The sequence below is a fragment of the Paraburkholderia fynbosensis genome, assembly GCF_902859935.1.
Classification (GTDB): domain Bacteria; phylum Pseudomonadota; class Gammaproteobacteria; order Burkholderiales; family Burkholderiaceae; genus Paraburkholderia; species Paraburkholderia fynbosensis.
The window spans coordinates 420,785-441,381 of record NZ_CADIKI010000002.1 but is presented as its reverse complement, the minus strand read 5'-3'; the positions used below and the strand labels follow the sequence as shown (position 1 = coordinate 441,381).

The following is a 20,597-nucleotide window of genomic DNA, read 5'->3' as shown; positions in this document are numbered from 1 at the left end:
TGCGCTCGCGCAACAGGCATGGAGGCGGGGGCATGGATGCGTGCGGCCGGAGGAACCGGAAGAGAAAACATGCGCCGGAGACAAATTTATAGCCCCGCCACGCGTCTTACAATGACCTCCGCACGACAAACCTGCCGCAAGGATTTGTAACAGCCCATCTCGCCCCGGTATTCGAAAAACGTCCTTTCCCGTCAGCCTCGGCGCGATACGGGCAATGTTTACCAGTTTCCAACGCCCGCTTGCATGCGTGGATCGACCCCGATACAGTTGAGTCCATCAAGAGATCTTGGCACCTAGAACCATCAATTAACAAGTCGTTTTCGACTTCGATGGGGTTCTCGCCAGCACCGGGCAATGGAGGTATGTGTGTGACCAGCCCGAGGGGATGCGCGTTTTGAGCGGTCCTCAGTCCAGTTACCTGGGTGGTGCAGTGAGACGCATCTTCGATCAAAAGCCCGTTCATCACGAACGGAATTTGGTCGATGGCGTCCGCTGCATATACTCTACCGTCTTGCAGCATGTCATTGACCTTCACTCGAATTGAAGACGGTCACCTCATGCATTCATCTTGCACTACTGCTGCTGAGCCTGCAGTCCAATCGAAGCAGAACCTCGATGCAGCTCACACCGAAAATATTCCCACTACTGATACTAAGCACGTCGATGCTCAGCGTCGTCCGCGCAAACAGTACAAACGCAAACCTCCGATTCCAGTCTCGGAATATAGCGTCTCATACTCGCTTGACCCTGAACACCTCGTCTGGCCCCTCGCGGAGCAAGGCATCGCCGAAGGCGCACCCTACCCTCTTTCTATGGTAGCTGCCGGGGCTTTGGTGCTGTGCCCTAAGCATCGCAATCGGCATGGCGTCGGCAACACCGTGGGCTACGAGGGCGGTCCGGCAGAAGGCATTCTCTGCCCGAGCTGCAAACACATCTATTACACGGCATCCGCGCCCGCAGAACAAGACTCAGGCGCGTCCGCGTGATATCGCCTCTGCCTATTCCAAACCTCACTAGCTGAAGTGATTCGGGAGATAGCATCCATCCAAATGCGTTTCCCGACCGACCTGAGGCTATTCACCTGAACTGAATCGGAAGGCTACAACCATGAGTACATGTATTCCGATTATTAAATTCGTGATCCTAATCTAACCCCGGTTCGATAGAAAAATTTGAAAGCGAAAATATGGAAACTACTACTGTATATCCTCACACGTTTATCTGCGACGGCGACGTTCGGAAGTTCGCTCCCGGCTACGACATCGCTTATCTGAGTCCGGAGCGCCCGACTTGGCCTGCGGATATCGGCGATGGTCCCCTCCCCGTCTACTGCTACAACACCGGTGATCTTGTCCTCTGCCCGCTCCTCCTGACTCGCCATGAGCCGGCGCGCACAATCGGAGTGGATTGCGAGGCGTGCGGTATCGTCTGTGACGACTGCAATACGGTCTATGCGACTAGCAGGCTTCTCTCGCTGGAATCTCTTGAAGAAGATCACTTCCGCGAGGTGCTGCATGGCTAAAACTGCGAAACCTGACACGCTCTTTTGTTCGCGGGACGTTTCGGCCTTCATGCCCGAAGAATATAAGCTCGTCTGCATCGAGGAACATTATCCGGTCTGGGCCACCGATCTTCATGCAGGTCCCTTCACGGTCTGTAGTTACGGTACCGGTGATGAAGCGCTCTGTCCGAAACATCTGACGAAGCACCCACGACCTAGGGCAATCGGCTCGCGCCGCGCTGCGGCCGGGAATGTTTGCGACGAGTGCAAAGCGGTTTATGCACTCACTAGCATCATTCCAACGAGGCGCCGGGAAGCGGTTGCGTGCGTTTGTAATTTCCGCGACCAAAAAGTGATCACCGTGTCCGCGCGCGCCGACTAACTCCGGAATCCTATACCAAACACACCGAGAGACCCCCGGTAGTGGTTTCTCGGTCATCTATTACGTATTCCTAAACTATGAATATCGACCCAACTAAGAAATACTCCGAGCTCGCAGCGGAAGGTTTCGCCTGTTTTCCCATTCGCCCGAACGAAAAGGCTCCCGCTACGCCACATGGATTCAAGGATGCAAGCAAGGATCCAGCAAAGCATCAGGAGTGGGCTGATGAATGCCCCGACTATAACGTAGCCTACGCGACAGGTCCCGCCTCAGATTACTCGCTTGTTATCGATGTCGATGTGAAGAACGGAGACGCGACAGGCCTCAAATCTATGCGTCGCCTGGAGAAAGAATACGGTGCGCTCCCGCCCACTCGCAAAGTGTTCACGCCATCTGGAGGGTACCATCTTATCTACAGGTATCCCCCGAGCCTCAGGGTGCCGAGCCGGATCAATTTTCTGCCTCGCGTCGATGTGAAGGCAGAAGGCGGCTACTGTCTGGCCCCACCGTCAATCATCAATGGGGAGCCCTATTTCTTCGACGAACCCATTTTGCCGATTTCCGAAGCGCCCGCGTCGTTGCTTAACTTGTTGTGCTCCACACAAAACACGAAGTCGCCTAAACGGAAAGCCGCCAAATTAAAAACTGTGGTCATCGGTAGCCGCAATGATTCAGTCGCGTTTGAGGGGTTCTCCCTGCTCAATGCTGGCCTGAATCCCGACCTGCTGGAAGAAGAACTGCTTGAATACAACGCCGCCAACTGCGAGCCACCGCTGTCGGAATCGGAAGTATCGCAGATTGCTGCAAACGTAGTCAGTTCCCACCAGAAGAATAACGGCAACGTCTCGCGCGCGACTGACCTCGGAAATGCGCGTCGGATGTCGGAACTGTACGGCGATACACTCAGTTTCGTCTCGGAGATGAAGCAGTGGCTCGAAAAAACCTCGACCGGCGCGTGGCGTTTTATAGACGACTTACGTGTGCTGTATCTCGCCCGCGAAATCATTCCCCTGATTCACGAGGAGATTCGCCGCCTGTCTCCAGGTAGTCGCCAGGAGATGGTCCTTCACGCGAAGTACACCGAAAGCAACAAAGCTCTCAAGGATGCAGTCGAACTGTTCAGGTCCGAGCCCGGCATCGCGGTCTCGGTTCGCAACCTTGATGAGGGAGAATGGATCTTCCCAGCAAAGAACGGACTCGTTGATCTGCAGACCGGCATGTTCATGCCGATGGACCCCGCGCTGCGTATTACGCAAACTGCGGGGGTAAACTTCGATCCTGATGCGACATGCCCGTTGTGGGAGAAATTCCTGATTCAAATTATGAACGGGAACGTCGAGCTTGTGGAGTACCTGCGCCGCGCCATCGGCTATACGCTGACCACGCAAACGTCGGAGCATGCTCTGTTCTTCGCTTTTGGCAGCGGTGCAAACGGAAAATCAACCTTTCTCAATTTGCTGCGGGCTCTCTTCGGAGATCTCGGAGCACAGGCGAACGGAGATATGTTGCTTGACAAGAACGGCGGTGCTGCCATGTCCCCAAATGCAGCAAGCAGCGAAGTTGCCCGCTTGGCCGGGAAACGTCTCGTCGCTATGAGCGAGGTTGAAGAGGGTCGCCATTTCAGCGAGAAAACGGTGAAGTGGTATACCGGCGGCGAAGTTATCACCGCGCGCATGCTCTACCAAAATGCTTTCGAGTTCAAGCCGCGCTTCAAGCTCTGGCTCGCTGGTAACTACAAACCGACGATCAAGGGCAACGATCATGGCATCTGGCGTCGTATGAAGCTGATTCCGTTCACTGTGACGATTCCGCCCGAGAAACGTGACCCGGACCTCGAACGCAAACTGCGCGACGAACTCCCAGGCATCTTGAACTGGGCGCTTGCTGGCTGCAAGCAATGGCAGGAGAATGGGTACAAGCTCAATGAGCCGGCGATCATCTCGAACGAGGTCGCGGAATACCGCAGTGAAATGGATGTTGTCGAAAGCTGGCTGTCGGAATTCACGCGCGACGATCCCAATGGTGAAATCCATTTCGGCGACACCTATAAGTTTTTTAAGGCGTGGACCGACTCGCAGTACAACTTCGCCTATTCCGGCAAGCGGTTCGGCATGATTCTGGCGGACAAGGGGTATAAACCTGTATCAAAGCCTCATCGCGTTTACAAGGGCTTGAGGCTGATCGTCGATCTTGAGTTCAACGAACACACCAAGGCCTATGTCGGGCATGAGTTCATCGATGCGGAAGTCCAGCAGCGGCAGAAGGACTGGCAAAAGAAGTTGCTCTCCGGCATGACCGAAGAGAATTTCGACGCGGACGAAGACCGGGGAACCCCCGCAGCTTAACCCGTCGCAAGTGACTCCTTCCGAACGGATCGTGTTCCGGCACGGTCCGTTTTTTTGTCCCTGGCATGGGCAAAAGCTGTTGTCATACTCCGTCTCTGACTGGATGGTGTTGCTTATAAATTACATTCCGTAAGGAGCAACGCCATGACGCTAATCCGTCGAAACAACAGCAAAAATTGGTACTACCAGTTCCAGATTCAGGGAAAAAAGTTCTTCGGTTCCACGGGGACGCCGAACAAGACGAAAGCCGCGCAGGTCGAACGCGAGTTCCGCAACCGCGCGCACAGCGAGCGATACCTCGGCGACTCGCCCGAAATAACAGTCAAGGATGCGCTTGAGCAGTACGTGGAGTCCCGCAAGGGCACTGCCTATTACAGCGGCATGTGGTCAGGCATTCGGAAAGCGATGGGGTACAAGCTTCATTCGAAGACGAAGGCAAAGCTTCCGTGTTACGGATTTCCGCCCGACATGCTGCTACACGAACTGACAACACGTGATTTCGAGGTCCTTGTCGCAAAACGCAAGGCCGAGGGCGACAAGCCTGCGACAATCAAACACGAGATTGGATTGCTGCGCGCGACCATCAACGAGATGACGAAGCTCGGCTTCAAAGTGAATCGCGAAATCGTGTTTCCCGCGCTTAAGACTTCTTATAGACTTCGATATCTGGATTCCAGCGAAGAGTCGGCGTTATTGCTCGAACTCGAGCCGGAGCGGCTTAGAAACGGTTTAAAGCCGTTAGAAACGCGAACACCCGAGATGACGCGGAATGTGCAGGACAACTACGATATCACGGTCTTCCTGCTAGATACGGGGTGTCGATACTCGGAGGTCGCAAACATTCCGTGGTCGGCGATCAGCCTCGACGCCTGCACAATCAATCTGTACCGGAGCAAGGTAAGGAACGAGGACGTGCTGTACATGACCTCCCGACTCGAAGCGATCCTACGTCGCCGGTGGGAGGAACGCAGGCCAGGTCAGCGGTACGTCTTCGAAGACCGCACGGGCAACGAGCGCGGCTACAGCACGAAGTCGATCAAGAAAGCGATCGAGCGCGCGGGGCTAAATGATCCGGCAGCGGTCAAGGAACGCGGAGGACGCGTGACCCTCCACACGTTTCGACATACCTTCGCGAGCAAGCTGGTCAGGGCGGGTGTCAGCCTGTATGAAGTGTCCGTGTTGCTGGGCCACAGCGATCCGAAAATGACCCAGCGCTATGCTCACCTGAGCCCGAACGATGCGAGTCGCAAGGCCGTAAAAGTCATCGACTCGCTGCTGCTCGACCCCGCATGACTCGGGGGGCTTGGCGGCTTCAACCCGCCTGAAAAACAGGTCACTTTCCATCTCTTATAAAAGGCGTACAAACCGGGATCGCGCAGCGCGATTGATGCCGCGCGTATCCGGTCTCGCTCCGGAAGAGGGAATCATTCTTCTATCCGAAATCAAGCGAGATGGTCCCGTATTACTTCGTTGAGCCTCTGAGCATGACGTTGCTTATCGGTCGAATCGACATGCCAGAACTCGTAACGGCCAAGCATATTGTTTTCGATTGGGGCGCGCACAACGATTTCGATGCAGAACTTGCCATCATCGCGCTTGCACATGCGACCGAGCAATGCATCCTCGCCGTTCTTCGCGATAGCGATTAGATAACCATCCTCTTCAAGAACGAGTAGCCAGATACGATTGAGCGTATCGACCGACATCACTCCGAGACGCTCTTTGGCTTCGGGCCAAGCCTTTCCTTCGTACAACGTTTCGAATCCCATATCGATCTCCTCATCACGGCAATGGCGTCCGAGATAGCCGGTTACAGAAATTTTTTCGGCATCGTCATCCGTGTTCCGCCAGACTTTTGGAATTCCTAGTATGCGCACGTAACCTGGATTTCAAGCACTGAAATCACCGGGGCGTTCGCCCTCACTTATGTCCGTTCCATTCGGAGTCCGGGTCATCTTCCCATGAGGGAGCCCAAACCCTATTCGCCCATCGAGAATGCGTCAGGTCGAAAGGCGCTCCAAGTCCACGACGCGGCAACTTCCGGTTGTAGATGAATCCCGAAACGCCCGCACTGATCAACTCCCTCTCCAGTTCATGAAAGCGCGCCGTACTATAGCGCGGGCCATGCTCGAAGAAGTCAGATCCCTCAAGCGCCGAATCCGGCGTCCAGATCTGCCACATGTACTTGTATAGACGCGGATTCGGATGCAGGTAGGTTCCGTAGAACACGAGTCCGTCCCCACCCCATCGTTGGAAAGCTTTTTTCGTTGGAAGTTGCATGTTATCTATTTTTCACATCGCCCATAAGCCGAGCAAACCCGTTTATTATATTTTTAATGAGTTGCAGATCTGACTTCACTCTCAGCTGTCTTCACGCAGCCGCGCGTTTTCCTGCTCAAGCTTCTTCCAAAGAACATCCGCCGTCTCGTCCCAAATCTCGATTGCTGCTTCCCTTTCAGCTTTCGACAATTCTGCCCACTGATCCAAGTTTCTCGGATGTGCACATTGCAACTGATGCCACTCGGCTGATAGTGCGTGTTGGCGTGCGAACCTCTTTTCCCGTTTCGCGATTCGTGCCCTGTTCACGCGATCTGGAGCCTCCCAGTGCCCATCACCCCATTCCGCACGACCGTAAACTTTACAGTAGTCCAAGAACATACTGAAGAACAGCAAGATCAACACACCATAGAAAGTGACAAACAAGAATTGGGATGAATCGCCCGAATTTGCAACAGCACGGTCAGTGAAGATATACCAAATAAGCCCCGGCAAACCCATCACCGTATCAAACCAGCCCATCATCTGCCTTTGCCTTTCAAATCCGACATGCAGAAAATCCTGAAAGATGTGAGCGTACAAATTAACGGCTATATATAAAAGACACCCACACTGGACAATCTGATTCGACCAGTACTTCTTTTCTATCTTGTGCTTTGCCTCTCTTTTATACTTTGCTGCTTTAGCAATTCCAAACAAAGCCAGAAGAGGAAGGGATAAGAACAGGAGGATCCAGAAGCACGCAACCAATGTGCACCATAGGCGCACGATCATTGCGAACGGGCTATCTTCGGAATTGCGCGACATTCACTCACTCGCCGGTCAATAATGGATTTACAGCATTCGCAGTTCGAGATTGACACGCTTCTTTAAGGTATCCTTACCATTACTAAAGCTTACCAACAAAACGCTGACCGCCAAGAATCATATCTAACTGAATTGCAATTTCTTGCGGTGGCTCGCGCCCCTCCTTCATCTCCATGAGCAATTTCATTGCGGGTATACATCGCGTGAGATCGTCGGGAATTTCATCCTCCATATAGGACACAATTTCCCGCATAAACGACTCAAAGATACGACGCCGCCTCGCTCGTTCCGCATCGCTTACCATATCGTACTCTAGATCATAATCGCATCCGATATCGTAGATGTGCGTCATAGATCGGCCCCATTGCACATCGCCGCAACAGCGATTGTTGCGGCTACCCCGATGACTTTGCCAAGACTTTTCATTTTCCCGTACTCCATATTCAAGTTACTGACGAGGACTGCCCACGATCACTCTGATTCTATGAATCGGCAACCCAGCCAATCAGTCAGGCAACTACGGGAAGAAATGTGGAATCTACGGTATCAAGTTTTGGCGCTCGTTGCCGATAAGACGCAGTCGAACTAGATCGGCAACCGATGCTACTTCAAGCTTCTCGAAGATAGAAGCCCGATACGCCTCCACTGTTCGCAGTGACAGATGCAAGCGGTCCGCGATCAACTTGTTCTGCAAGCCGTCGCAGACGAGATCGAATACAGACCGTTCTCGCGGTGTCAAACGACTCATCCGTTCACGGGCATCATTAATCTGCTGCCTCATGCCCTGCTGTTCCCTGCCACGATGAATGGCGGTCTGCAGACTCTCGATCAGCGCAGTCTCGTCAATCGGCTTGGTCAGGAAATCCACTGCGCCGGCCCGAAAGGCGCGTCGGCATTGCGCCATATCCCCGTGCCCCGTGATCAGGATGATGGGTAAATTGCAGCCCATCGCAGCCAAACGTTCCTGCACAGCAAACCCGCTCAGAGCAGGCATCCGGATGTCGAGCACGAGACAACCTATCTCGTCGCCCTTGAGCTCGGCAAGAAACGCCGCGGGGTCTCCGTAGCTCTTGGCCTTCAGCCCGATAGACCGAATCAGCAGGGCCAAGGCGTCACGCACCGCTGCGTCATCGTCGACTAGATAGACGACTGTTTCGTCGGTGGACGTCATGTCAGGTTCCTCGATTGCCTGATCGGCAAGCTCAATTGAAATTCAGCACCGGATGACATCGACGGGTTTTCTACCACCGCTCCCCCGTAGGTTTCCGCAATGGATTGGCAGATAGTCAAACCAAGCCCCATGCCGTCGGCCTTGCTTGTGTGGAAAGGGTGGAACAGCATCTTTCGCATGTCTTCGGAGACACCCAGCCCTGTATCCCGCACGGATAACGTCACCGCGAGCCTGTCATGACCTAAGACAAGCGTCAGTACACGGCTGCCTGCGGGCATAGAATCCATCGCCTCAACCGCATTGCGGATCAGGTTGAGCACGACCTGCTCAATCTGCACGCTATCCGCGAGCACATCGGGAATTTCCGCCGGAATATCAACGTTGACCACCACAGAACCCTGCCTTAGCCACGGCTCGGCCAATGACAGCGCACTCTGCACGACCTTCCGCATATCCAACGGAAGAACCTGAGCCGGGCGCTTGCTGACGAATGCTCGCAGTCGCACAATGATATCGGCCGCCCGCTTTGCCTGATCGGTCATTGATTTCATTGCACCTTCGATTGCCACGAAGTCAGGGTTCGATTCATGCAACATGCGAACACATGCCTGGTTGTAGCTGAGAATTGCCGCTAACGGCTGGTTTAGCTCATGGGCAATTCCCGAGGCCATTTCGCCCATCGTATGTAAGCGGGCAACCTGCGCTTGCTCTTCCCGCAGATACACGCGTCGTTCGGTTTCTCGCGCGATCCGCCTACTCACGATCTGCTGTTGATAGATGACGAGCGCGAGCAGGCTGATCACGAAGGTAACAATCAGCGCCAGCCCGACTGGCAACACAGGAATGACCTCTGCCCCGAGCTGCCGACGGGTCTCGAAGACGAATGGCTGTATCTGGCTCGGAAGCGTTTTTCGATACACGAATTCCGGAGTGAAACGCCTGATCCAAGCGGGAACAGGTTTCGCATCCACGCGTTCGATCACCCCGCCCGGCTGGTCATAACTAAAGCCCTGCTCGTAGATACGCATCGACACCAACGGCGACGGCACTTCGTTGCGGCTCAAGAACTTGCCGGTATGGATCAACATCGACACCACCCGGCTCGCAAGGCGCGGCCTCGATGCCAGATCATCGGGCACGTGGGCATAGACGGCTTTAAAGATCAAATAGGCCCGTCCGCCTTCGTACAGATCAAATGGCGCGGAGATCGACGGCTTCCCGGTGCGGATAGTCTCGTCGATCGCAGCACGGAATTTGCCGTCGGCATAGACATCAAGCCCGAGAACGGGAAGTGCCTCGTGGGCCTGAGGCTCCATGAACGTGATCGGGTAATACGTCGGGCGAGCTGGCACCGGATGCCAATGTCGCTCGCCGCCGTATCCGTAGTCCTTGACGTAGAACTGCGGGTAAATCGCCTTTCTCGCCCATGCCTCGAACCTCGAAAGATCAGCTTCTTCGACACGCGGCTGCAGTTCGATCATGTAGATGTGCGGATAGCGCGCCAGCATTTGCCGTGAATAATCCCTCAGACCCGCCGACTCAACTCCGGGAAACGTGTGCAACATGGAATCGATGCCAGCAAGTACTGCCTCGTTCTGGTCGAGCCGCTGGCGGATAATTTCGTATGTGGCCTCGCTCTGAGTCGTGAAGTCCCTTCGCATCCGGGAAGTCTCGGACGCGACCAACACACCGACGATGACAATAGCGCTCACGAGCCAGAGGGCAAAGGCGGCGAGTATCAAACGAACGGAACGGCTGTGTCGAGCGATTAGCAAGATGAAGGCGAAGCGGAGAATGGGCCAAGGCGGCCATTCTAAGAGGAAGCGAAGCCGTGCGGAGAACAATCCCACCGGACCACCTCAATACGCTCCGGAATTGCGGAAACTACGGTAGTGGCGCACGGCAATCCACACTACCTCATGCCACAACGTTGGGATAACTTTTGCATTCCACTCCGAGGCACAACAAGACGGTCACGCTTGCAAGAAGTTGATTTCGCTACGGGGGCTTCACGCGTAGTCCGCAGGACCCTCCCGGTGCTTCTGGAAGACAGGAGCGCCGGGCGGGCAGCCTGATCTGCCACACCGCGCCATGCGGAGGAAATTCTCGACGGCAGGTGTTCTAAACTTATTCCGGTAGCCGTGCGATGAGCACGCCGCCCGGCACGTACGAACTTATAGACTTAGCGGCCGGCCAAGCGGCTACGGTACGCTGCCCATGCCGACTCAATCAGCGATGACGACGCCTCGCCAGATTCATAACCCGGCACATCCTCAAGAAACATCAGCAGCCTGTCGGTAAGCTGTGCCCGAGAGAGGGTGCTTCCGAATACTTCGCGAAGTGTGACGACGATATCGAGAATCTGACCGGCAGTAAGAGGCGGAAAATCGCCGTCGCATTGGGTATCGTTCATGCGGATACTATCCCGCGGACTACATTGTCTGGACAACGGGACGTTGTCGTCACACCCATTACGGGCGATTGCTGACACCCCCTTATCGCCCCTCTACGCAAAAAACCGAGAACCTGTGCTGTAGAATTGCCGGTGCCCTAAAGCGCAACGCATGGAGGCTAGATGAATTCGAATGACAGCACTGCTAACTCCATCGTTCCAACGGATTCGGCCGTCGATCAGATTAGGACTCAGCTCGAAAAACTTAACCCGAGCACGAAACGCCGCATCCTTGAGAAGTTTGCTTTAGCGGCGCTCGGTAGTATTCCTTGGGTCGGTGGATTCATCAGCGCGCTAGCGAGCATGAAGACTGAAGAACCCAGTCTGCACGCAGCCTCCCTGCAGACCCAATGGCTCGAAGAACATCAAGCCAAGATGGAAACCCTCAGTGGGACCATGCAAGATATCGGTCGGCGATTTGAGGCGATCGGCGACGATATCGATGAGCGGCTTGCGAGCGACGAATATCTGGACATCGTGCGGAAAGCCTTTCGCGCCTGGGACAAGGCCGATACCGAAGAAAAGCGCCGCTACGTGGCAAACCTCGTGACGAATGCCGCTGGAACGCGACTATGCTCCGATGACGTTGTCCGGCTCTTCATCGACTGGCTGGACACTTACCACGAATCCCACCTCGCGGTAATCCGCGAGATCTATAGCAATCCCGGCTCAACCCGGCTCGATATCTGGGCCGCGAATTACGGCGATCTTGTTCGCGAAGACTCGGCGGAAGCTGACCTATACAAGCTGCTGATCCGTGACCTGAGTACAGGTGGTGTCATCCGGCAAGCACGCGACACTAATGCCGATGGACAATTCCTGCGCAAACAAACGGTGCGTAAGCCGCCCGGACCAGCCAACAGCACGGTCGAATCAGCGTTCGATGGCAGCAAGCAATATGTGCTAACCGAGCTAGGCAAGCAGTTCGTTCACTACTCGATGAACGAGGTTGTTCAACGCGTATCGGGCGACTAAGCTCACGGCGCGAAAGGGTCTTTATCTCAGTCGTCGGGACATTAATGCAGCATCCAAGTCTCTCGCGAGATTGTCTGCGTGGACTCCGAGGATGGCCCATATCGCCATACAGCGCAATCGCATGGCAACGGCGGTGGTTTCCTCGGATTCACCACCATGCCGATACGTTATGTCGCGCCCCTTGAAGAGATGAGAAGCTGCCAGTTCGGTGTCTTCGAAGAACTTAGTCAGCAGCTTATCGAGGCGCACAGGCTGATCCCGGTGTCCGAGAGCGTTGCGAAGGGAATTCAAGGATGTAACGCCCTTCCAAAAATCGGCAGTGGCAGCGGTGCCCACCATGGCACGCACGAGCTTCGCGGCAGTACCGAAACTGAAAATATCGTTCTCGGCAGCAGGCCTGACGTAGTTCGCAACACCCGCAGAGATGATATCGTGCAGCCGCTCTTCGACCATCATGTGCCCGCGAAGAACCGCCATCAAAAGATCAGCCCTGCGATCAAAAGCCCAATTAAATTGCTCAAGCTTTGCGTCTATGCCTGTTGGGAAACGCTCTCTCAGCATAATGTCTTTCAGGGTTGTTGACTGCATGCGCAAACTGCGCAGAGGCATCAGAGCCCCGGCATCGCATCGACTTACGTTCCAAACTACGCGTCAACTCCCACCACACGTTTGACAGTTGTATGCTGCAACTCGATACTTGCCCTGCGGTGATAGAAGCAGGAGCACCACCTCGCCGGGCTCCGCAGTGACGCTCGATGAATGCTCGAACGTCGTGTTATAGAGCACTGCGATTCCCTTCACGTCGGGCGGGGCTGTAGCCTTCCGATCCGCTGGTTGGGCGCCCACAAATTTCCGGGTTAAGACACGTCCGCGCGGACTACGTTGGGAATATAGCAACTGCGCGAATTCGCTCGCACTATACGAGTCTTTCGCCTCTTGGCCCAACTCGGCATAAGCCTTGTCCCATTCCTGATTGTCCAAGTAGGTTAGCCAGTGAGCCGCAAAGCTATTGGGACTTTCCGAAGGTTGCCGCCATACCAATTGCGTTGGCACGCCGTGTCGACTCGTGTGACCGGCGTCTGATGACCCGGAAGGGCTAGCGAGCATCTTGTCCTTCAGGCTGTTCAAGACATCTATGCGACACTCTTGAGCATCGTGCAATGCCTTCCCGACATCTGCCTGCACGAGCCCCTTGTAATCTGACAATGAGTACTTCGCGCCTCCGTTGAAGCCGAGGTCGCCGACGAACTTAAGAAGGCGAGACAACTGAGCCTGCCCGTTTGCATCGAGCGTAATGTTCTGTTGAGTACCTGATGTGGAAATATCGTTACAGATTTCGTGCGCAAACTCGTCAATCGCGTGCAGCGCTTTCTCTTGACGCTCGAGCGTTTGGTCGGTCGCCCCCTCGCCTCGCGCCAAAGTTGCGAGGAATGCCAAGGCGATGCAAAAACACAATCGGCCAATTCTCATTGATAATCCGCCCTTCCGTTGTACACAATGCGACATAACGGCAACGTATCGAAAATCTTGATACCAATGCTCGCTGGTGCGTGCGCCTACATTCAACGGCAGAACGCCCTCAACTCGGCGCGTTCTGCGCAGCGAGATTGTCTGCTGCGAAACATTCTGTTACAGTTCCATCCGGCTCGCGGATAGATTTTTTGCCATGAATCATGGCATGTGAAATAAAAGTTCCGGGATTTGCTCCTCGGATTTCCTCTGCATGATCCGAATTGCGCCGTTTGCGTAAGAGTATCCGCGGGCCACTTCCTCTGAGACATATGTCAAGTCTTCAAAAGCTTAAGGCTGCTGCCGCTCGGCGTGACCTCGCCATTATTCTGGATGTCTCGCCACGAAATCTCGCGTACATTCTTTATAAGACCGCACCAGATACTAAATATACGCGCTTCACAATCCCCAAACGGCATGGCGGAGAACGAGAAATTTTGGCCCCATCCTTAGGGCTGAAACTCGTTCAGCAAAAGCTAGCATCTGTTCTGCAAGACTGCAGTGACGAAATCGCCCTATCCCACGTTAAGCCTGGAAATGGACGGCGGCACGGAATTGCTCACGGATTCAAGAGGCATCACACAATCATGACGAATGGACGAGTACATGTCACTCGTCGGTTTGTCTTCAACGCAGATTTACACGATTTCTTTGGCACGATTAACTTCGGACGGGTACGCGGATTTTTTATCAAAGACCGCAACTTTGCATTGCACCCCGACGTTGCCACGGTCATTGCTCAAATAGCGTGCTTCGAGAACAAGCTTCCACAGGGTAGCCCATGTTCGCCGGTAATCTCTAACCTGCTCGCCCATCCGATGGATATCCTGCTTTCCAGCTTGGCGGCAAAGCACAGCGCAAGTTATACGAGATATGCCGATGACCTCACATTCAGCACGAATAATCCGACGTTCCCTCCCGAGATAGCAGCCCTTAACGGCGACCATACGTGGGTTCCGGGAGCGGAGCTTGACCGGTTGGTCAGCAGAAGCGGGTTTGCGTTCAATCCGTCCAAAACGCGGTTGCAATATCGTGATTCACGACAAGAGGTCACGGGTCTTACGGTCAATCAGAAAGTAAATGTCCCTGCGACCTATCGATACACAGTACGTGCGATGGCGCACAGCCTTTTTACAACGGGAGCATTTGAATTCGTCTACAAGAAGAGAGACGCCAACGGGACCATCATTCTTGAAAATCGCAAGGCTGGAGAGAACAAGCAACTCCTTGGCATGCTCTCCTACATCGACCATGTGGATCGATTCAATCACAAGTTAGCCATAGAAAATGGTCGTGAGTTTGAGAGCACCGCCGGGCGAGTGGCGTTGTTCAGACGCTTTCTTTATTTCGACCTCTTCTACGGTCTCCGTGAACCTATCATCGTTTGCGAAGGTAAGACGGATAACGTGTACCTACGTTGTGCGATAAAGGCGCTATCGGCAACGTACCCCAGCCTAGTTGAGGCAGGCGCGCCGCCAAAATTAAAAGTCCGCTTTTATAAGTATGCTGAGACGCGTACCGGCGAGATCACCGAGCTAACCGGTGGTGTCGGGGGAATATGCAAGCTTCTCAAACACTATCATACAGACGTGCAACATTGTTTTAAGGCTCCTGCACCGCGCTTCCCTGTCATTGTCTTGATAGATAACGACAAGGGCGCGCATAGCGTCTATGAAGCACTTGCCGGAATTACTAAAAAGAAAAAACCTCAGGGGCTAGCCGATTTTATACATGTTACGAGCAACCTATACGTCGTTCCAACGCCACGCGGGCCCAACAATAGCGAGACCGCGATTGAAGATTTTTTCGATGAAGCTACATTGAAAGAAGAGCTTAATGGCAGGAAATTTGACCGAAGCAACCATACTGATGACAAGCCTGGTTTCTACGGAAAGGGCCATTTCGCTCGAGACGTCGTGGCAAAAAAAGCCGGAACTATCAACTTCGATGGGTTTAAAGCCATCTTGGATAGGATAATAAAAGTTACAGACGACTATCAGGCGAAGCTCGCGAAGCCCTAGCACTTCGGTAAGTTACTATCGAGACACGATTAATCTATTGCTTGTAGATATTTGGCACCCATCTGTTTGCTAGGAAGAACTGCTTTAGACGAATAAGGCACCATTATCGAGACTGGTCGATGGTCTGCTGTCGGAGCGTATGCGAGCCGCACTGCACGCGGAGTTCGTTCACGACTCAACGAATGGTGAACCGCTTCATGCTTCGTCAAGCCGGTATGTCTTAGAGATAACCCTCAACGATTCTCATTGAAGGCATCGGTTTATTTTGTAGAACCCGTCGAGAGTCGCAAGTCACTTCTTGAATTTTTGAAACGATACGACATCGGCCACACTGGCACTGGCTCGACGCTCAGCCGGATCGCTGGACCTTGCTGATCGAAGAGTGGCTAACTCCACTACCTGAGCTGGTGCAGTAAAGTAATTCACACGCAGACCGCACAGCTTCTCCACGTCACGAGGCGAATAGCCCAAGTGACGCGCGATGCTTTCGACTGGCAAAATCCCTTCGTTGACCAGCAGCTCCACCGTGCGTCGTAGCAACCGCGGTTCCTCTGGCTCCCATTTTTCGTCGCCAGGTTCTGCCTTGGATCCCCAACGGGCAGATCGTCGCTTGAAGAGCGTCAACTTATCGTCATCACTAAGCAAGCCAAGTGCGTGCAAGCGCATCATCATCGCCGCCACAGACGCGCCCCAGCGCTGCTTGAGGATGAGCAAATTGTCTAGGTTTGTAGGCACCCTGACTTCACTAGCAAACGTTTCCGCTGGGAGCAAGAGCGCACCTGCAAATCGATGCGCTTGTTTTTCCATCTGGTTGTAGCGGTCGCGCTCTTCAGCTCTCGGTATGTGCTTATGCAAAATGAGATGCCCGATTTCATGGGCCAAATCAAATCGACTGCGGAAAGCATTGGCTTTGTCAGCCGACAGAAACACGATGGGCCGCCCAAGCAGTTCGCTCCAACTTGAAAGACCTTCAATAGCCGATATTTCAGTTTCTTCGCGAATGACTAGGACGCCAGCACTTTCAGCAGCCAGAGCAAGGTTCTGCACGGGACCCCGGCCCAATTGCCAAAGCGCGCGACATTCCTCAGCCGCAGCCTCGATATCGGCGTCGCTGATCTGCTCGGGGTCCTGAAACGTGCGCACGGGAAGGTTGACTTTCGGATAATCCACGTAGTCGCCCAAGAGAACGGCAATCTCTTGCGTCCATTCGGTCCGAGCCTCCAGCTTGGCGCGAGCGGCCTTTAAGGCCGATGCATTGCTGCGATAGAGTGGCTTAGAGACAGGCCGTAACATGGCACGTGTGAGCCATTCCGGCTGCACGTTGAGTACAGACGCAAGCCGCTCAAACGTATCCGCTTCGGGAGCTTGATCGCCTTTGCACCATTTGGTGACAGTCGGCGCCGCAACGCCAACCAAGCTTGCCAGTTGGCCCTTCGTCAGCCCACGAGCCGCAAGCGCTTGTTCAAGCCTTGCGGGTTGAAGATCTTTAATTCCCTTCGTCATTGCCAGTTTGCTTCTTGGGTTGTGTCTTGAGTTTGGGCTTAGCGTTGTCGGGCTGCTCGGCCGTGTTCGTTTGCTCGTATAGGCTCAAGAATTCCGTCAGAGACTTCATGTACAACCAAGACTTCATATTGGGCGCAGGGAGGGCCAATTTGACCTGAGTCAGCTGAGCGACGCCGTTCGCGTCGACACCATCCATAACACCGAGAATGAAGATGGTGCCAGCCGTAGTGGCTGACGCTTCATTGAACAAGTCGCGCTGCACGTATTTGCGCTCGATGCTCTGATTGATTTCAGCCAACTTCTTTCGCGTCGCACTCCGCCGCAGATTGACCCACTGGTGTCCGGGAACATTGAGCCGGGCGACGTGGAAGATACCCCACCGCCCCACAACCAGACGCGTGCCGCGGAGCGGAGTTGGGTCTGCGCCGTGAGCGAGCAAGGCTTCGTGGAAGGACTCATTGATGTAGAAGTGCTTCACCGAGCCAACGGCAGAAGGGCGATGCCCTTGCGCAAACCCAGACGCTTGGGTGCGCGCCTTTGCGTCACCATTGTGATATGCATCCTCACAAGCCATCAGCGCATCGCGCGGAATGTTTTGGACGATGAGTTGTTCCAGTGCTTCAATACCATCAGCGGGCGAAGTCGCCATACATGACACACCGTAGGTTGTTTTCCAGTAACGCGAATTCTATCATTAAAAGTTTCGTGTTCAACGTAAAACCTCGAAATTTTCGTCCGTGTGAGCGCCTTACGAAGATACTAGCGGCGATGCCAGCAAGATTTTCCGAAGTGCATACACTTTTCACGCCACCTCACACGATTCCGACTCCCCAAACCCGTCAAACCCCTGTAAAATAGCGCGCTCTGCGGGCGTCGTATAATGGTAATACCCTAGCTTCCCAAGCTAGAGCCGTGGGTTCGATTCCCATCGCCCGCTCCACCTTCCGCTGAGCCTTCAGCAAAAATACCGCACGAGCCGCCTCCATGAAGGCGGCTTTTTTGTAGTGGCGGCGGCCCGGCATAGTGAATCGCAAAACACGGCGCCCAAGCAACCGCGCGCACGTTTCGCGGCCTGCGCCGCCCGCGCGGACAGGCACGCCGCGCGAGCCGCGAAGCCCTCACCCTTGTAGCAGCATCGAAGATGATCCACGATCCAAACGACACCGGCCTGCCGGACGAACTCCCGACGCCCCCGAGCGTTGTCGAAGGCCAATCCGCCAACGACGACGCGCCGCAAGACGAGGCGCTGCATCGGCGCCGTATCCGCAGCTTTGTCACGCGCGCCGGCCGCGTGTCGACCGGCCAGCGCCGCGCGATGGACGAACTCGGCCCGCGCTTCGTGCTGCCCTACACGCCGCACCAGCCCGACTGGACCAGCGTGTTCGGCCGCACCGCGCCGCGTGTGCTGGAGATCGGTTTCGGGATGGGCGCGACCACTGCGGAAATTGCCTTGCATCGTCCCGACGACGACTTCCTCGGCGTCGAAGTGCACGAACCGGGCGTCGGCGCGCTGCTGAAGCTGATGGGCCAGCAGTCGCTGTCGAATATCCGCATCATTCAGCACGACGCGGTCGAAGTGCTCGAACAGATGATCGCGCCGGACAGCCTCGACGGCGTGCACATCTTTTTCCCGGACCCCTGGCACAAGGCGCGCCACCACAAGCGCCGGCTGATCCAGCCGAAGTTCGTCGCACTGCTCGCCTCGCGCCTGAAAGCGGGCGCCTATCTGCATTGCGCGACCGACTGGCAGAACTATGCCGAACAGATGCTCGAAGTGCTCGGCGCCGAACCGGCGCTGGAGAACACGGCTGACGGCTATGCGCCGCGCCCGGCGTATCGTCCGGTGACGAAGTTCGAGCGGCGCGGGCTGCGGCTCGGGCATGGTGTGTGGGATCTGGTGTTCCGCAAACGCAACGCCGGGTAAAGGCTCGCGCCGGCAAGCCGCCTGCAGGTTGTGACTGCCCGAAAGCAAAAAGGTCCACTCAATCGAGCGGACCTTTTTTCATGGCACGAGCAAAGCGCGAGACTTCATTCTGCCCAGCTCAACACACCGCTATAGCCGACCAGCAGGATCAGCAAGCCGAAGCCGATCCGATACCACGCGAACGCGGTGAAATCATGCGAGGCGATATATCGGAGCAGCCAGCGCACGCAGATGAACGCGCTGACGAAGGCCGCCGCGAAGCCGACCGCGAAGCTGCCAAGCGCGTCAGTGGACAGCAGATGCCAGTCCTTGTAGAGCTCGTACGCAGTTGCGCCGAAGATGATCGGAATCGCGAGGAAAAACGAAAATTCCGTGGCGACTCGCCGCTCCAACCCGAACAGCATCCCGCCGATAATCGTCGCGCCTGAACGCGAGGTGCCCGGAATCAGCGCGAAACACTGCGCGAGACCGACTTTGAGCGCATCGAGCGCGCTCAGGTCGTCCACGTTGCGCACCCGCACCACCTCGGCGCCGCCCGTCCGCTGACGGGCCTCCGCCCACAGGATCACGACACCGCCCGCCACCAGCGCAAACGCGACCGGCACCGGCGAGAACAGCGCCGCCTTGATCGTTTTTTCGAACAGCAGGCCGAGCACGATCGCCGGAATCGTCGCAATGATCACGTTCAGCGTGAAGCGGCGTGCTTCGGGCCGACTCGGCAAACCGACCACCACCGTGCCGATGCGGCGGCGAAACTCCCAGCACACGGCGAGAATCGCGCCGAGCTGGATCACGACATCGAAGGTTTTCGCGTGTTCGTCGGTGAAATTCAGCAGACTGCCGACGACGATCAGATGCCCGGTGCTCGACACCGGCAAAAATTCGGTCAAACCTTCGACGACGCCCAGAATCAACGCCTTGCAAGCCAGTAGCCAGTCCATCCGTGCCCCTTATCGCGGTAGATTGTCGGAACGAACAGGACCGGCGCGAATAGTCACGTGCCTGCGCGGCCCCGCCGGCCGCGCGCTCCGTCATTTTTCGACGATTTGCACGCGTATGCCGTTTGTAAGGATGGTGATTGTACCGGGTTCGTAATTCACTCCGGCAAATTGCAGTTGTTCGGGCTTGAATGTGTAGATCGGATAGTTGGTCAGCAACTGCGTCGCGAGCAGCGCCGCCGCCGCGTTGATCTGCTGGGTATAGACCTGCGCCTGTCCGTTCACGCTGACGTTGTCCACATTCGGCGACTTCAGCACGACCGATCTGCTGGACGCGTCGTAGGCCAGCTCGCTCGACAGCGTGAAGACGCCGTCGACCGGCTGCGGCATGAACGGGCTCGCGAAGCGCGCGTCGAGCTTCACGGAGACGCGGTTCGCATCCGGCAGAAAACCGACTACCGGATGGGTCAGCGAGACGTCGAACACCTGCGAGACCGTGCGCTGGTATGGGAATTTGCGCTGCACCGCGTCCTGCACCTGCTGCTGCGAGAACGTGTAATGCGACGGGATGAACGGAAACATCGGCGTCGCGCAGGCCGCGAGCGATACGGTGATGCCGAGCACACTACAGCCGGTCAGCGCGGCGCGCAGAAAGCGGCGCCGGGCCGGCGCTGCGGATCGAATCATGCGAAATCTCCAGTGGAAGCCTTCTCGAGCATGCGGTTGGGTTGCCTGATGGTCGGCCGATGCGGGTTGGATGGCGCGCGAGGCAGGTGCGACCAATGTGACGGA

At 55.4% G+C, this 20,597-nt stretch carries 19 protein-coding genes and 1 tRNA gene; 8 read left to right on the top strand and 12 right to left on the bottom strand.

Annotation, left to right across the window (positions count from 1 at the left end; translation table 11 throughout):
* The first annotated feature begins 518 nt into the window (after positions 1-518).
* From HV770_RS04970 to HV770_RS04955, 4 genes are all read left to right on the top strand, one after another.
* On the top strand, positions 519-986 hold the full coding sequence (locus tag HV770_RS04970) for a hypothetical protein (protein ID WP_175158360.1): 468 nt from the start codon (positions 519-521) through the stop codon (positions 984-986).
* 200 nt (positions 987-1,186) lie between these two features.
* Positions 1,187-1,522 carry a hypothetical protein gene (locus HV770_RS04965; protein ID WP_175158359.1) on the top strand — a complete coding sequence of 112 codons (336 nt, stop codon included), beginning with the start codon at positions 1,187-1,189 and terminating at the stop codon, positions 1,520-1,522.
* A gap of 438 nt (positions 1,523-1,960) precedes the next feature.
* Positions 1,961-4,228, top strand: coding sequence for a phage/plasmid primase, P4 family (locus HV770_RS04960; RefSeq protein WP_175158358.1), 2,268 nt, complete (start codon positions 1,961-1,963; stop codon positions 4,226-4,228).
* Between the two features lie 144 nt (positions 4,229-4,372).
* Positions 4,373-5,521 carry a site-specific integrase gene (locus HV770_RS04955; RefSeq protein WP_175158357.1) on the top strand — a complete coding sequence of 383 codons (1,149 nt, stop codon included), beginning with the start codon at positions 4,373-4,375 and terminating at the stop codon, positions 5,519-5,521.
* A gap of 149 nt (positions 5,522-5,670) precedes the next feature.
* Here HV770_RS04955 and HV770_RS04950 read toward each other — a convergent pair whose 3' ends face one another.
* From HV770_RS04950 to HV770_RS04925, 6 genes are all read right to left on the bottom strand, one after another.
* On the bottom strand, positions 5,671-6,105 hold the full coding sequence (locus tag HV770_RS04950; protein WP_246290708.1) for a hypothetical protein: 435 nt from the start codon (positions 6,103-6,105) through the stop codon (positions 5,671-5,673).
* Between the two features lie 484 nt (positions 6,106-6,589).
* Positions 6,590-7,312 (bottom strand): hypothetical protein, encoded by a 723-nt coding sequence (locus tag HV770_RS04945; protein WP_175158355.1) that lies wholly within the window; start codon positions 7,310-7,312, stop codon positions 6,590-6,592.
* 82 nt (positions 7,313-7,394) lie between these two features.
* Entirely contained in the window at positions 7,395-7,664 is a 270-nt protein-coding gene (locus HV770_RS04940) for a hypothetical protein (protein WP_175158354.1), read from the bottom strand.
* A 186-nt stretch (positions 7,665-7,850) separates the two neighbouring features.
* Positions 7,851-8,483, bottom strand: a complete 633-nt coding sequence (locus tag HV770_RS04935) for a response regulator transcription factor (RefSeq protein WP_175158353.1) — start codon at positions 8,481-8,483, stop codon at positions 7,851-7,853.
* Positions 8,480-10,333, bottom strand: coding sequence for a CHASE domain-containing protein (locus tag HV770_RS04930; protein WP_175158352.1), 1,854 nt, complete (start codon positions 10,331-10,333; stop codon positions 8,480-8,482). Before HV770_RS04930 ends, HV770_RS04935 begins: the two co-directional genes overlap by 4 nt.
* A gap of 332 nt (positions 10,334-10,665) precedes the next feature.
* Positions 10,666-10,896, bottom strand: coding sequence for a hypothetical protein (locus HV770_RS04925; RefSeq protein ID WP_175158351.1), 231 nt, complete (start codon positions 10,894-10,896; stop codon positions 10,666-10,668).
* Between the two features lie 162 nt (positions 10,897-11,058).
* Between HV770_RS04925 and HV770_RS04920 the strand changes: the two genes are divergently transcribed.
* Entirely contained in the window at positions 11,059-11,910 is an 852-nt protein-coding gene (locus HV770_RS04920; RefSeq protein WP_175158350.1) for a hypothetical protein, read from the top strand.
* Positions 11,911-11,931: 21 nt separating this feature from the next.
* On the opposite strand, the gene HV770_RS04915 is transcribed toward HV770_RS04920, so the two are convergent.
* Both HV770_RS04915 and HV770_RS04910 read right to left on the bottom strand, forming a co-directional pair.
* The gene (locus HV770_RS04915) at positions 11,932-12,498 is read right to left on the bottom strand and encodes a hypothetical protein (RefSeq protein ID WP_175158349.1); all 567 of its coding nucleotides are present in this window, start codon (positions 12,496-12,498) and stop codon (positions 11,932-11,934) included.
* A 63-nt stretch (positions 12,499-12,561) separates the two neighbouring features.
* Positions 12,562-13,380: a DUF4019 domain-containing protein gene (locus HV770_RS04910; RefSeq protein ID WP_175158348.1), complete on the bottom strand. Its 819-nt coding sequence runs from the start codon at positions 13,378-13,380 to the stop codon at positions 12,562-12,564.
* A gap of 311 nt (positions 13,381-13,691) precedes the next feature.
* On the opposite strand from HV770_RS04910, the gene HV770_RS04905 reads away from it, so the two are divergent.
* A complete protein-coding gene (locus tag HV770_RS04905) occupies positions 13,692-15,440 on the top strand; it encodes a retron Ec67 family RNA-directed DNA polymerase/endonuclease (RefSeq protein WP_175158347.1) in 1,749 nt (582 codons plus the stop codon).
* 291 nt (positions 15,441-15,731) lie between these two features.
* Here HV770_RS04905 and HV770_RS04900 read toward each other — a convergent pair whose 3' ends face one another.
* Both HV770_RS04900 and HV770_RS04895 read right to left on the bottom strand, forming a co-directional pair.
* A complete protein-coding gene (locus HV770_RS04900; RefSeq protein ID WP_175158346.1) occupies positions 15,732-16,943 on the bottom strand; it encodes an XRE family transcriptional regulator in 1,212 nt (403 codons plus the stop codon).
* Positions 16,927-17,592, bottom strand: coding sequence for an alpha/beta hydrolase (locus HV770_RS04895; protein WP_175158345.1), 666 nt, complete (start codon positions 17,590-17,592; stop codon positions 16,927-16,929). Before HV770_RS04895 ends, HV770_RS04900 begins: the two co-directional genes overlap by 17 nt.
* Before the next feature lie 217 nt (positions 17,593-17,809).
* On the opposite strand from HV770_RS04895, the gene HV770_RS04890 reads away from it, so the two are divergent.
* Positions 17,810-17,883 (top strand) — tRNA-Gly (locus HV770_RS04890).
* Between the two features lie 201 nt (positions 17,884-18,084).
* Entirely contained in the window at positions 18,085-18,867 is a 783-nt protein-coding gene (gene trmB / locus HV770_RS04885) for a tRNA (guanosine(46)-N7)-methyltransferase TrmB (protein ID WP_175158344.1), read from the top strand.
* A 104-nt stretch (positions 18,868-18,971) separates the two neighbouring features.
* Here trmB and HV770_RS04880 read toward each other — a convergent pair whose 3' ends face one another.
* Positions 18,972-19,808, bottom strand: a complete 837-nt coding sequence (locus tag HV770_RS04880; RefSeq protein ID WP_175158343.1) for an undecaprenyl-diphosphate phosphatase — start codon at positions 19,806-19,808, stop codon at positions 18,972-18,974.
* A 90-nt stretch (positions 19,809-19,898) separates the two neighbouring features.
* Positions 19,899-20,492: a DUF1439 domain-containing protein gene (locus HV770_RS04875; protein ID WP_175158342.1), complete on the bottom strand. Its 594-nt coding sequence runs from the start codon at positions 20,490-20,492 to the stop codon at positions 19,899-19,901.
* Positions 20,493-20,597 lie beyond the last annotated feature (105 nt).

What these genes read in the sequence shown, in the direction of transcription:
- HV770_RS04960 (WP_175158358.1), top strand. Translation starts at nt 1,961, where the DNA reads ATGAATATCGACCCAACTAAGAAATACTCCGAGCTCGCAGCGGAAGGT.
- HV770_RS04880 (WP_175158343.1), bottom strand. Translation starts at nt 19,808, where the DNA reads ATGGACTGGCTACTGGCTTGCAAGGCGTTGATTCTGGGCGTCGTCGAA.
- HV770_RS04940 (WP_175158354.1), bottom strand. Translation starts at nt 7,664, where the DNA reads ATGACGCACATCTACGATATCGGATGCGATTATGATCTAGAGTACGAT.
- HV770_RS04910 (WP_175158348.1), bottom strand. Translation starts at nt 13,380, where the DNA reads ATGAGAATTGGCCGATTGTGTTTTTGCATCGCCTTGGCATTCCTCGCA.
- HV770_RS04900 (WP_175158346.1), bottom strand. Translation starts at nt 16,943, where the DNA reads ATGACGAAGGGAATTAAAGATCTTCAACCCGCAAGGCTTGAACAAGCG.
- HV770_RS04945 (WP_175158355.1), bottom strand. Translation starts at nt 7,312, where the DNA reads ATGTCGCGCAATTCCGAAGATAGCCCGTTCGCAATGATCGTGCGCCTA.
- HV770_RS04875 (WP_175158342.1), bottom strand. Translation starts at nt 20,492, where the DNA reads ATGATTCGATCCGCAGCGCCGGCCCGGCGCCGCTTTCTGCGCGCCGCG.
- HV770_RS04905 (WP_175158347.1), top strand. Translation starts at nt 13,692, where the DNA reads ATGTCAAGTCTTCAAAAGCTTAAGGCTGCTGCCGCTCGGCGTGACCTC.
- HV770_RS04895 (WP_175158345.1), bottom strand. Translation starts at nt 17,592, where the DNA reads ATGGCGACTTCGCCCGCTGATGGTATTGAAGCACTGGAACAACTCATC.
- HV770_RS04920 (WP_175158350.1), top strand. Translation starts at nt 11,059, where the DNA reads ATGAATTCGAATGACAGCACTGCTAACTCCATCGTTCCAACGGATTCG.
- HV770_RS04935 (WP_175158353.1), bottom strand. Translation starts at nt 8,483, where the DNA reads ATGACGTCCACCGACGAAACAGTCGTCTATCTAGTCGACGATGACGCA.
- HV770_RS04915 (WP_175158349.1), bottom strand. Translation starts at nt 12,498, where the DNA reads ATGCAGTCAACAACCCTGAAAGACATTATGCTGAGAGAGCGTTTCCCA.
- HV770_RS04965 (WP_175158359.1), top strand. Translation starts at nt 1,187, where the DNA reads ATGGAAACTACTACTGTATATCCTCACACGTTTATCTGCGACGGCGAC.
- HV770_RS04925 (WP_175158351.1), bottom strand. Translation starts at nt 10,896, where the DNA reads ATGAACGATACCCAATGCGACGGCGATTTTCCGCCTCTTACTGCCGGT.
- trmB (WP_175158344.1), top strand. Translation starts at nt 18,085, where the DNA reads ATGATCCACGATCCAAACGACACCGGCCTGCCGGACGAACTCCCGACG.
- HV770_RS04970 (WP_175158360.1), top strand. Translation starts at nt 519, where the DNA reads ATGTCATTGACCTTCACTCGAATTGAAGACGGTCACCTCATGCATTCA.
- HV770_RS04955 (WP_175158357.1), top strand. Translation starts at nt 4,373, where the DNA reads ATGACGCTAATCCGTCGAAACAACAGCAAAAATTGGTACTACCAGTTC.